Origin of the sequence: Arthrobacter sp. SLBN-53 (assembly GCF_006715585.1) — a bacterium.
GTDB lineage: Bacteria > Actinomycetota > Actinomycetes > Mycobacteriales > Mycobacteriaceae > Mycobacterium > Mycobacterium neoaurum_A.
This window is the reverse complement of sequence record NZ_VFNN01000001.1, coordinates 1132169-1144101: the sequence shown is the minus strand read 5'-3', so window position 1 is coordinate 1144101 and position 11933 is coordinate 1132169. Positions and strand designations below refer to the sequence as shown.

Sequence of the window (11933 nt, the reverse complement as noted above, 5' to 3'; positions counted from 1 at the left end):
AGCACTGTGCCCCCGATCACCTATCGCTGTCAACAGTTTGTCCTGACATTCGAACTTTCGGTCATAGTGCGCAGGTTCGGTTAGTCTTGCTGATCATCGCCGACGAAATCGGAGTGGACGTGCCCCTAGTGGTCGAACTCGACAGGTCCAGCCCTGTGCCCCTCTACTACCAGCTCGCGCAGGCGATCGAGGCGGCGATCCGCAGTGGCGAACTCGCCCCGGGTGACAGATTCGAGAACGAGCTGTCCTTGGCGGGCCGATTGGCGCTGTCGCGGCCGACGACCCGTCGCGCCATCCAGGAGCTCGTGGACAAGGGGCTGCTGGTCCGCAAGCGCGGCGTCGGCACGCAGGTGGTGCAGAACCCGGTGCACCGGCGCGTCGAATTGACCAGCCTCTTCGACGATCTCGCGAAATCTGGGCAGGATCCGACAACGCAGCTGTTGGAGTACCGCCGGGGCGTCGCCGATGACGAGATCGCCGCCGAGCTCAACTTGTTGACCGATCACGAGATCGTCACCGTGCAGCGCCTGCGTTATGCCAACGGGGAGCCGCTGGCCATCATGACCAACCACCTACCCGCCGAGATCGCGCCGGACGCCGGGGAACTCGAGGCGAGCGGGTTGTATCAGGCGTTGCGTGGCAGGGGGGTGCACATTCGGCTGGCGCGCCAGCGGATCGGCGCCAGGCCGGCCCAGCGCGCCGAGGCTCGGTTGCTCGAGGAGAAGGTCGGGGCCCCGCTGCTGACCATGAGCCGGACGGCCTTCGACGATTCGGGGCGCGCGGTCGAGTTCGGAAGTCACTGCTACCGGGCGTCGCGGTACTACTTCGAGACAACCCTCGTCGACCGGTGAGCTGAACGCCCGGCGCCGCCGGATCGCATATGACGTGCAGTCCTAATGTCAGGACAAAGTGTTGACTTTCCGGTGTGAGCCGTATTACATCAACGGTGGCGCGTCGCCGGGATACCGCGACCGCCGGGACGCCGAAGTTCACGAGCCCCGGATGCGGGACGAAGGAGAAGCCAGGGATGACCGCTCGCGCGAACAGTCGAGGAATCCGGTCGTTGCGCCGATGGGCGGCACTGACCGGGGCGGGTGTGCTGGCGCTGGGAATGGCGGCCTGCTCGTCGACCGGCGGCAACCCGGACACCGCGGGCGGGAATGGCTCAAGCGGCGGCACGGTCGACACCCCGCGGGTCACGATCGCGATGATCACCCACGAGGCCCCCGGTGACTCCTTCTGGGATCTCATCCGCAAGGGCGCCGAGACGGCGGCCAAGAAGGACAACGTCGAGCTGCGCTACTCCAGCGATCCGGAAGCGCCCAACCAGGCCAACCTGGTCCAGAGCGCCGTCGATGCCAATGTCGACGGTATCGCGGTCACGCTGGCCAAACCCGATGCCATGCGGGCCGCCGTGCAGGCCGCCGAAGCCAAGGGAATCCCCGTCGTGGCGTTCAACGCCGGCATGGACACCTGGCAGGACATGGGTGTGCAGGAGTTCTTCGGTCAGGACGGTTACATCGCCGGCCAGGGCGCGGGCGAGCGCGTCGCCAAAGATGGTGCGAAGAAGGCCATCTGCATCATCCACGAGCAGGGCAACGTCGACCTTGAGGCCCGCTGTGCGGGGATGAAGAACACCTTCGGGGCCACCGAGATCCTCAATGTCAACGGCAAGGACATGCCCTCGGTCGAATCGACCATCACTGCCAAGCTCCAGCAGGACCCCGCCATCGACATGATCGTCGCGCTCGGCGCGCCGTTCGCGCTGACCGCCGTCACCTCGGCCAAGAACGCCAACAGCGCGGCAAAGATCGGCACCTTCGACACCAACGCGGCGCTGGTCGACGCCATCAAGGGCGGCGATATCCAGTGGGCGGTCGACCAACAGCCCTATCTGCAGGGCTATCTGGCCGTCGACTCGCTGTGGCTCTACCTGAACAACAAGAACGTCATCGGCGGCGGGAAGCCGACGCTGACCGGCCCCGCCTTCATCGATAACACCAACATCGACGCCGTGGCCGAACTGGCCAAGGCCGGAACTCGCTAGCAGTGTCGGAAAGAGCAGAGATGTCCACCCAGACCGAGGTGACCCTCGAAAACCACACGGTCGTCCGCGACGAACGCGTCAAGGAACGAAATCGTCTACAGCGCATACTGATCCGTCCGGAAATGGGCGCCGGTATCGGAGCCATCGGCATCTTCATCGCGTTCCTGGTGGTGGCGGCGCCGTTCCGGGAGGCTTCCTCGCTGGCCACGGTGCTCTACGCCAGCAGCACCATCGGCATCATGGCCTGCGGTGTCGCGCTGCTGATGATCGGTGGCGAGTTCGACCTCTCGGCCGGAGTCGCGGTGACGTTCAGTTCACTGGCGGCATCGATGCTCGCCTACAACCTGCACCTGAACCTGTGGGTCGGGGCCGCGTTGGCGCTGGTGCTGTCGTTGGCGGTGGGCTTCTTCAACGGCTTCCTGGTGATGAAGACCAAGATCCCCAGCTTCCTGATCACGCTGAGCACGTTCTTCATGCTGGCCGGCATCAACTTGGCCGTCACGAAACTGGTTGCCGGGCAGGTGGCCACCCAGAGCGTCAGCGATATGGCCGGCTGGGACTCCGCGCAGAAGGTCTTCTCCTCCAGCTTCACCGTGTTCGGTGTCGGCATCCGGGTGACCGTGCTGTGGTGGCTGGTGTTCACCGCGGTCGCGACCTGGGTGTTGTTCAAGACCAGGATCGGCAACTGGATCTTCGCCGTCGGCGGCGACGCCGAAAGCGCCCGTGCCATCGGCATCCCGGTGACCAAGGTCAAGATCGGCCTGTTCATGTTCGTCGGATTCTGCGCCTGGTTCGTCGGCATGCATCTGCTGTTCGCGTTCAACACCGTGCAGTCCGGGCAGGGCATCGGTAACGAGTTCTTCTACATCATCGCCGCGGTCATCGGTGGCTGTCTGCTCACCGGTGGGTACGGCACCGCGGTCGGCGCCGCCATCGGTGCGTTCATCTTCGGCATGACCAATCAGGGGATCGTCTATGCGGGCTGGGATCCGGACTGGTTCAAGTTCTTCCTCGGCGGAATGCTGCTGTTCGCGGTGATCGCCAACAATGCCTTCCGTAACTACGCAGCGAAGAAGTGATCTGATGACCGCAACAGTCGAAACCCCCAGCAGCGCAGCCTCCGGCGGTAAGAAGGTGCCGCTGGTCGAGCTGCGCAATGTCGGCAAGTCCTATGGCAACATCACCGCGCTGGCGGACATCAGCCTGCGGGTGCATGCCGGTGAGGTCACCGGCATCCTCGGCGACAACGGTGCAGGCAAGTCCACGCTGATCAAGATCATCGCGGGTCTGCACCAGCAGACCGAGGGCGAACTGCTGGTCGACGGTGAGGCCACCACGTTCTCCTCGCCGGCCGACGCCCTGGGCAAGGGCATCGCGACCGTCTACCAGAACCTCGCTGTCGTCCCACTGATGCCGGTGTGGCGCAACTTCTTCCTTGGCCAGGAGGTCCGCAAGAAGTCGTTCCCGTGGTCACTGGACGCCAACGCCATGCGGGCGACCACGCTGGCGGAGCTGTCGAAGATGGGCATCGAACTGCCCGACGTCGACGCGCCGATCGGGTCGCTGTCCGGTGGGCAGCGCCAGTGCGTCGCCATCGCGCGGGCGGTCTTCTTCGGTGCGCGGGTGCTGATTCTCGACGAACCGACCGCGGCACTGGGTGTGAAACAGTCCGGTGTGGTGCTCAAATACATCACCGCGGCCAAGGAGGCCGGGTTCGGTGTGGTGTTCATCACGCACAACCCGCACCATGCCCACATGGTGGGCGACCATTTCGTACTGCTCAACCGCGGCCGGCAGAAGCTGGACTGCACCTATGACGACATCACGCTGGAGCATCTGACCCAACAGATGGCCGGCGGTGACGAGCTCGAGGCGCTCAGCCACGAGCTCGGCCGCTGACGCACCCCGCGCCTGCCGGCCGTCTCGTGTAGGCCGGTGGGTGCGCGGGTATAACGACGGCCATGACCACGACGACACTGAAGACAGAAGACGCAGGCAAGCAGTCCGTCAGCCGTAGCGTGCAGGTCACCGCACCGGTGGCCGCGTTGTTCGAGCAGATCGCCGACCCGCATCGGCACCACGAGATCGACGGATCGGGAACGGTGCGCGATGTCGAGGTCAAGGGTCCGCACCGGGTGTCCGAGGGCGACAAGTTCACGGTCGGCATGACCCAATACGGGCTGCCCTACAAGATCACGTCCACGGTCACCAAGGCCCGGGAGAACGAGATCATCGAGTGGCAGCACCCGCTCGGGCACAAGTGGCGTTGGGAGTTCGCCGAGGTGAGTCCCGGCATCACCAAGGTCACCGAGACATTCGACTATTCCTCGGCCAAGGTGCCGTTCGTCATCGAGCTGCTGGGCATGCAGAAGCAGAATGCCCAGGGCATCGAAAAGACGTTGACCGGGCTTGCCGACAGGTATCTGACGCACTGACCGCTCGAACGCCATCGCGACCCGACACTGGTCGGGTCGCGATGTCGTCTGCGGTGTTCGGTATCAGGCGATGATGCCGTTCAGGTAGGCGACACTGGCACGCACATCGGCGACCGGGCCGTCACCGACGGGCGCGCCGTCGAGAATGGTGTCCTGCTCCATCACGAACCAGCCGTCGAACCCGTTGTCGCGCAACACACCGACGATGGCTTCGATATCCACATCGCCGGTGCCCAGCGGGGTGTACATACCCGCCTTGACGGCCGCGGTGTAGCTGAGTTCACCGGATTGCACCTTGGCGGCCAGCGCCGCGTCGACGTCTTTGAGATGAGCGTGTGCGATGCGCTGCGGGACGGCCTTGGCCAGTTCCAGCGGGTCGGTGCCGCCGATGAGCAGGTGCCCGGTGTCCAGGCACAGCGGGATGGACGAACCACTCAGCACCCGGTCGACTTCGGCGCGGGTTTCCACGATGGTGCCGACATGCGGGTGCAGCACGGCCAACAGTCCCCGGTCGGTGACGATGCCGGCCAGTCGATCCAGGTTGGCCAGCAACGTGTTCCACTGCGCTTCGTCGAGTACGGGCCGCGAGTCGTAGCCATCGGCACCGGTGGCGGCGGCCAGCACCACCACGCCGGCGCCGGCGGCGATCAGCGAGTCCAGCGGCCCGGCAAGGTCTTCGGCCGGATCGTGGTCGGCGTGGTGCAGGATCACCGGGACGAATCCGCCCACGCAGCTGAGCTGGTGCTCGGCCAGGACGGACGTCAGTTCTCCGGCGTCGGCGGGCAGGAACCCCTCCGGGCCCAGTTCGGTGGCCGTCAGACCGACCCCGCGCATCTCGGCCAGCACCTGTGCGGGGGCCAACTGGTGGCCCCATCCCGGCACCTCGCAAACGCCCCAGGAAATGGGTGCTCCGGCAAGTTTGAGGCTCATGCGTTGCTCACCTTCCCTTTGACCGACTCAAGTGCCACCGGGAGGCCACGGCGCAGGGACTCCGTGGCGGCCTCGGCCAGCCAGGCCACCTCGACGGCGTCGGCAACGGTCGCGCCGCGCACCGGGCCGCCCTTGGCGACCTCGACGAAAGCGGCCAGCTCGGTGCGGAACGCCTCAGTGAAGCGGTCCATGAAGAAGTTGTGCGCGGGGCCGGTGGGGAACTCGTTGGCCGGGTCGACATTGCGCAGTGGTGCGCCCTGGTCCCAGCCGGCAGCCACCGAATCGTCGAAGCCGTGGATCTCGAGGCGGCAGTCGTAACCGCGCGCGTTGTACCGGGCGTTGGAGATCACTCCCAGTGCGCCACCGTCGAATCGGACCACCACCGCGGCGGTATCGACATCGCCGTACTCGGCGAAGAGCGGGTCACCCTGCACCGACCCGGTGGCGTAGACCTCGACGGCCTGCTGGCCGGTGATCCAGCGGACGACGTCGAAATCGTGGACGGCGCAGTCCCGGAAGATGCCCCCCGAGCCCTTGATGTAGTCCAGTGGCGGGGGAGCGGGATCCATCGTGGTGCTGCGCACGGTGTGCAGGATGCCGAGGCTGCCGCTGTCCACGGCGGCCTTGGCGGCGGCGAACGCGGCGTCGAAGCGGCGCTGATAGCCGACCTGCACCGGTACCCCGGTGCGCATGATGGTCTCGGCGACCCGCGCGCTCTCGGCGGCGGTCGAGGCGATCGGCTTCTCACAGAACGTCGGGATCCCGCGTTCGACCGCGGCGAGCGTGAGCTCCGCGTGCGCCGGGGTGGCCGCGGCGACCACCACACCGTCGACACCGGATGCCAGCAGTTCTTCGACGGATCCGGCGGCCGTGGCGCCATGCTTGGCGGCCACCGCCGCCGTCACGTCGGCGCGTTCGTCGGTGATCACCAGCCCGTCGATCCCGTCCAGTCCGGCAAGGGTTTCGGTGTGGAATGCGCCGATGCGGCCCAGTCCGATCACACCGATGGTGGTCATGGGATTCTCCGTTCGTCCGGTGCGCCGAGGGTGCACACCACGGCTAGTCTTGCTGTGACACCGACCGCAATCAACAGCAGAAAACCATCAAAAAACCATCACCGGTATCGGCGAACAGACGCAGAACTGCCGGAATCGGCGCAGAAAGCGCAGTTCTACGTCTGCTCGCGGAAGAGCTCGCGGAAGAGGTAGGGGATGCACCGATACAAGGTTCGCGAGATCGCCCAGCAGTGCGGTCTCAGCGAAGCGACGGTCGACCGCGTCCTCAACGACCGCCCTGGGGTCCGGGAGAACACCCGGGCCGAGGTGCTGCAGGCCATCGCCGACCTGGACAAGCAGCGTGCCCAATTGCGGCTCAACGGGCGGCGTTACCTGATCGACGTCGTGATGCAGACGCCGCAGCGGTTCTCCGATGCGTTCCGGGCGGCCGTGGAGGCCGAACTCCCGGCGTTCGCACCCGCCGCCGTGCGGGCCCGCTTCCACCTGTGGGAATCCGGTTCGGCGGCCCGCACGGTCGAGGTGCTCGGCCGTATCAAGGGAAGTCACGGCGTCATCCTCAAGGCGCAGGACGAGCCGGAGGTCGCCGAACAGGTCGATCGGCTGGTGGGCGCCGGGGTGCCGGTGGTCACCTACACCTCCGATGTGGCCAACAGCGATCGCACCGCCTACGTCGGTATCGACAATCACGGTGCCGGGCTGACGGCGGCCTACCTCGTCGACCAATGGCTGGGTGACGCACCGGCCGATGTGCTGATCACCCTGAGCCGCACGGTATTCCGTGGTGAAGGTGAACGAGAGGTGGGGTTCCGGGCAGGTTTGCGCGGATCCCGTCGCGAGATCGTCGAGATCAGCGAGGGAGACGGGATCGACGCCAGCACCGAGGCGTTGGTGCTCGACGCGCTGCGTCGCCATCCCGGTATCGAGGCCGTCTACTCGCCGGGGGGCGGTAACGCCGCGACGGTGGCTGCGTTCGAGAAACTCGGACGCGCGTGCCGGGTCTTCGTCGCACACGATCTCGATGCCGACAACCGCAGACTGCTGCGCCAGGGCAAGTTGTCCGTGGTGCTGCACAACGATCTACGTGCCGACGCCCGCCTTGCCATGCGGGTGATCCTGGCTCGGCAACGCGCGCTGCCCGAGGAGTCCGTGCGTCCGGCGCCGATCCAGGTCGTCACGCCCCACAACGTGCCTGGATAGGACGTTCCGGGGCCGGATCTGCCGGAACGGGGCCGCGCTGCGGAATCGCTGAAAGCGCCCGATGCGGACTACCATTTCACCGCTCGGCCACGTCACCCGTGTGTCGACCACACGACATACCGCAGGCGGGGGATTCGGATTGATGGCGCCACAGCTGGTCCCGGGCGTGACGGTGCTGGGCAACCTCGCCATCGACGTCATCAACGGTGCTGCCCCGAGTCCCGGTGGCTGCGCATCATTTGCCGGGGTGGCACTGCAATCGGCACCGGGCAGCACGCACATCGCGGCCATGGGCGAACGACGTCATCACGAACTGTTCGGACCGGTGCTCGACCGGTTCGGCACGTTGGTTCGGCTGCTTCCCGCCGATCGCACCAGCGCATTCAGTCTCGACTATGACGACACCGACCATCGGCACATGAGCGTCTCGGCGATCGGGCCGGTGTGGCGTCCCGGCGATATCGATGCCGACGACCCGCGCACCACCTGGATCCACCTGGCACCGCTGCTGCGCACCGATTTCCCGGCCGACACCCTCGCCCATCTGGCGGCGCGCGGCCACCGCATCGCCTACGACGGCCAGGGTCTGGTGCGCGCCGATCGGGTCGGGCCGCTGGTGCTTGACCGTGATTTCTCCCCGGAGCTGCTGCGCCACCTCAGCGTGCTCAAGTTGGCCGAGGACGAGGCCGTGATCGTCGCCGATGGTGCGTTCGACCTGGCGGCGGCGGCCCGGCTCGGGGTGCCGGAGATCCTGGTCACCTATGGGTCCGAGGGCTGTGACATCTACCGGGACGGCTCGGTGGTTCGGGTTCCTGCCGCATGGCGCGTGATGGACGTGCAGACCACCGGTGCCGGCGACATGTTCACCGCGAGCTACGTGGCGCATCGCGCGGCGGGGGCCAACCCGGTTCGGGCGGTGGAGATCGCCAGCGAACTGGTCGCGCGCGAACTGCAGAAACGCGCACAGATGCCCTCGACCAAGGCCTGACCTGCGCAGACTTGACAGGTGTCAACTCTGTCGGGCCCGCGCGCCGCCCTGGGCTACTGATCGGTAACCAGATCCTTAGGAAACGACGCGCTCATTGAGTGACCAAAACCACATGATGTGTGGACCGCCACACGCTGCGCGTCGCTGACCAGGGAGTTTTCCGCGTCGCCACCTGCGTGTCGTCATGCGGCGTGGCAATGGACACCCTAAGAGAAGTGCCATACTGGTTACTCGCAGTGACACCAAAAGGTTTTGACGTAACGCCCGCCTGGCCACGCGCCACCGGCCGGGGTGTGAAAGGCAGGAAGTCGTGGGTCAGAACGGCAGCACCGGCGCTCCGCGGCAGAAGCTGGAAAAAGTGGTCATCCGCTTCGCCGGCGACTCCGGTGACGGAATGCAGCTTACCGGCGATCGCTTCACTTCGGAGGCCGCCCTTTTCGGCAACGACCTCGCGACCCAGCCGAACTATCCCGCCGAGATCCGGGCACCACAGGGCACCCTGCCGGGTGTGTCGTCATTCCAGATCCAGATTGCCGACTACGACATCCTGACCGCAGGCGACCGTCCCGACGTCCTCGTCGCGATGAACCCGGCGGCGCTGAAGGCCAACGTCGGCGACCTGCCGCGCGGCGGCCTGATCATCGCCAACTCCGACGAGTTCACCAAGCGCAACCTGGCCAAGGTCGGCTATGACGCCAACCCCTTGGAGAACGAGGAACTGTCCGACTACGTCGTGCAGTCGGTGGCCATGACCACCCTGACCCTCGGCGCCGTCGAGGCGATCGGCGCCACCAAGAAGGACGGCCAGCGCGCCAAGAACATGTTCGCGCTCGGGCTGCTCTCGTGGATGTACGGCCGCGAGTTGGAGGCCAGTGAGGCGTTCATCCGGGAGAAGTTCGCCCGCAAGCCCGAGATCGCCGAGGCCAATGTGCTGGCGCTCAAGGCGGGCTGGAACTACGGCGAGACCACCGAGGCGTTCGCCACCACCTACGAGGTCGCTCCGGCCAAGCTGAAGTCCGGCGAGTACCGCCAGATCTCGGGTAACACCGCTCTGGCCTACGGGGTGGTCGCCGCGGGGCATCTGTCGGGCATCCAGGTCGTGCTCGGCACGTATCCGATCACCCCGGCCAGCGACATCCTGCACGAGCTGTCGAAGTACAAGCATTTCAACGTGCTGACCTTCCAGGCCGAGGATGAGATCGCCGGTATCGGTGCCGCCATCGGCGCCTCCTATGGCGGTGCGCTCGGCGTCACCAGCACCTCGGGTCCGGGTGTATCGCTGAAGTCCGAGGCCATCGGCCTGGCCGTGATGACCGAGTTGCCGTTGCTCGTCATCGATGTCCAGCGCGGTGGTCCGTCCACCGGCCTGCCCACCAAGACCGAGCAGGCCGATTTGTTGCAGGCGCTCTACGGCCGCAACGGCGAATCGCCGGTCGCGGTGCTGGCGCCATGCTCGCCGTCGGATTGCTTCGATATCGCGGTGGAAGCGGTGCGGATCGCGATCGGTTACCACACCCCGGTGATCATCCTGTCCGACGGCGCGATCGCCAACGGGTCCGAACCGTGGCGTATCCCGGACATCAGCACCTATCCGGCCATCGAGCACAAGTTCGCCAAGTCCGGCGAGCCGTTCGAGCCCTACGCCCGCGATCCCGAGACGCTGGCCCGCCAGTTCGCCGTGCCGGGCACCCCGGGCCTGGAGCACCGCATCGGCGGTCTCGAGGCGGCCAACGGTTCGGGCAACATCTCCTATGAGCCTAAGAACCACGATCTGATGGTGCGGTTGCGCCAGCTCAAGATCGACGGCATCACGGTGCCCGATCTGGTGGTCGACGATCCGACCGATGATGCCGAGCTGCTGATGCTGGGGTGGGGGAGCTCGTATGGCCCCATCGGCGAGGCGTGCCGCCGGGCGCGACGCAAGGGCATCAAGGTTGCACATGCCCAGTTGCGTCACCTCAACCCGTTCCCGGCCAACCTCGAAGAGGTGCTGCGCAAGTACCCCAAGGTGGTCGTGCCGGAGATGAACCTCGGCCAGCTCGCCCTGCTGTTGCGCGGCAAGTTCCTGGTTGATATCCAGTCGGTGACCAAGGTCGAGGGCATGGCCTTCCTGGCCGACGAGGTCGAGGGCATCATCGATTCGGCGCTGGACGGTACGTTGCGCGAGAAGGAAACTGACAAGGCGAAGTTCGCACGGCTGGCCGCGGCCACCGTGGAATCTGTGGGAGCGAACGTATGACCGACCTTATCGGCTCTGACCTGGGCCTGACCGAAGCCCTCAGCAAGACGGCGCTGGTGCCGACCACGGACCAGCCGCAGAAGGGCAAGGACTTCACCAGTGACCAGGAGGTCCGCTGGTGCCCCGGCTGCGGTGACTACGTCATCCTCAACACCATCCGTAACTTCCTGCCGGAGTTGGGCCTGCGGCGCGAGAACATCGCGTTCGTCAGCGGTATCGGCTGCTCCAGCCGGTTCCCGTACTACCTGGAGACCTACGGGTTCCACTCGATCCACGGCCGCGCCCCGACCATCGCCACCGGCCTGGCGCTGGCTCGCGAGGACCTCTCGGTGTGGGTCGTCACCGGTGACGGCGACTCGCTGTCCATCGGTGGCAACCACCTGATCCATGCGCTGCGCCGCAACATCAACATCACGATCCTGTTGTTCAACAACCGGATCTACGGTCTGACCAAGGGCCAGTACTCGCCGACCTCCGAGGTCGGCAAGGTCACCAAGTCGACCCCGATGGGCTCGCTGGACTACCCGTTCAACCCGGTGTCGCTGGCGCTGGGTGCGGAGGCCACCTTCGTCGGCCGGGCGCTGGACTCCGACCGCAAGGGTCTGACCGAGGTGTTGCGCGGCGCCGCACAGCACCGGGGTGCCGCCCTGGTCGAGATCATGCAGGACTGCCCGATCTTCAACGACGGCTCCTTCGACGCCCTTCGCAAGGAGGGTGCCGAGGACCGGCTGATCAACATCACCCACGGTGAGCCGATCACGTTCGGTGCCGACGGTGAGTACGCCGTGGTGAAGTCCGGTTTCGGCCTGGAAATCGCCAAGACCGCCGATGTGCCTGCCGATCAGATCGTGGTGCACGACGCCACCATCGACGATCCGGCCTACGCCTTCGCGCTGTCGCGCCTGAGCGAGCAGAACCTGGATCACATGGTCATGGGCATCTTCCGGCAGGTGAACAAGCCCACCTATGACGACGCTGCTCGTCAGCAGGTGGCGGCCGCGCGGGAAGCCAAGGTGCACGACACGGCCGCGCTGCAATCGCTGCTTCGCGGTAAAGACACCTGGTCGGTGGACTAACCTGC

The 11933-nt window shown here is 66.1% G+C and carries 11 protein-coding genes; 9 read left to right on the top strand and 2 right to left on the bottom strand.

The genetic code is table 11. From position 1 onward, the window contains the following. Nucleotides 1-113: 113 nt before the first annotated feature. From FBY28_RS05445 to FBY28_RS05425, 5 genes are all read left to right on the top strand, one after another. Nucleotides 114-851 (top strand): GntR family transcriptional regulator, encoded by a 738-nt coding sequence (locus tag FBY28_RS05445; RefSeq protein ID WP_286177776.1) that lies wholly within the window; start codon nucleotides 114-116, stop codon nucleotides 849-851. Nucleotides 852-1027: 176 nt separating this feature from the next. Beyond that, on the top strand, nucleotides 1028-2047 hold the full coding sequence (locus FBY28_RS05440) for a substrate-binding domain-containing protein (RefSeq protein ID WP_141864944.1): 1020 nt from the start codon (nucleotides 1028-1030) through the stop codon (nucleotides 2045-2047). Between the two features lie 20 nt (nucleotides 2048-2067). Next, a complete protein-coding gene (locus tag FBY28_RS05435; protein ID WP_141864942.1) occupies nucleotides 2068-3126 on the top strand; it encodes an ABC transporter permease in 1059 nt (352 codons plus the stop codon). 4 nt (nucleotides 3127-3130) lie between these two features. Next, nucleotides 3131-3946, top strand: a complete 816-nt coding sequence (locus FBY28_RS05430) for an ATP-binding cassette domain-containing protein (protein WP_141864940.1) — start codon at nucleotides 3131-3133, stop codon at nucleotides 3944-3946. Nucleotides 3947-4008: 62 nt separating this feature from the next. Beyond that, complete coding sequence (locus FBY28_RS05425; protein WP_141864938.1) at nucleotides 4009-4482, top strand: SRPBCC family protein; 474 nt, start codon at nucleotides 4009-4011, stop codon at nucleotides 4480-4482. A 63-nt stretch (nucleotides 4483-4545) separates the two neighbouring features. Here the strand turns inward: FBY28_RS05425 and FBY28_RS05420 are convergent, their stop codons facing one another. Next, a complete protein-coding gene (locus tag FBY28_RS05420) occupies nucleotides 4546-5412 on the bottom strand; it encodes a sugar phosphate isomerase/epimerase family protein (RefSeq protein ID WP_141864936.1) in 867 nt (288 codons plus the stop codon). Next, nucleotides 5409-6428, bottom strand: a complete 1020-nt coding sequence (locus FBY28_RS05415; RefSeq protein ID WP_141864934.1) for a Gfo/Idh/MocA family protein — start codon at nucleotides 6426-6428, stop codon at nucleotides 5409-5411. Before FBY28_RS05415 ends, FBY28_RS05420 begins: the two co-directional genes overlap by 4 nt. Before the next feature lie 195 nt (nucleotides 6429-6623). On the opposite strand from FBY28_RS05415, the gene FBY28_RS05410 reads away from it, so the two are divergent. From FBY28_RS05410 to FBY28_RS05395, 4 genes are all read left to right on the top strand, one after another. Next, a complete protein-coding gene (locus FBY28_RS05410; protein ID WP_141864932.1) occupies nucleotides 6624-7625 on the top strand; it encodes a LacI family DNA-binding transcriptional regulator in 1002 nt (333 codons plus the stop codon). 142 nt (nucleotides 7626-7767) lie between these two features. Next, nucleotides 7768-8613, top strand: a complete 846-nt coding sequence (locus FBY28_RS05405; RefSeq protein WP_141864930.1) for a carbohydrate kinase family protein — start codon at nucleotides 7768-7770, stop codon at nucleotides 8611-8613. Between the two features lie 310 nt (nucleotides 8614-8923). After that, the gene (locus tag FBY28_RS05400) at nucleotides 8924-10852 is read left to right on the top strand and encodes a 2-oxoacid:acceptor oxidoreductase subunit alpha (RefSeq protein WP_141864928.1); all 1929 of its coding nucleotides are present in this window, start codon (nucleotides 8924-8926) and stop codon (nucleotides 10850-10852) included. Beyond that, nucleotides 10849-11928: a 2-oxoacid:ferredoxin oxidoreductase subunit beta gene (locus FBY28_RS05395; protein ID WP_019513217.1), complete on the top strand. Its 1080-nt coding sequence runs from the start codon at nucleotides 10849-10851 to the stop codon at nucleotides 11926-11928. Before FBY28_RS05400 ends, FBY28_RS05395 begins: the two co-directional genes overlap by 4 nt. Nucleotides 11929-11933: the final 5 nt, after the last annotated feature.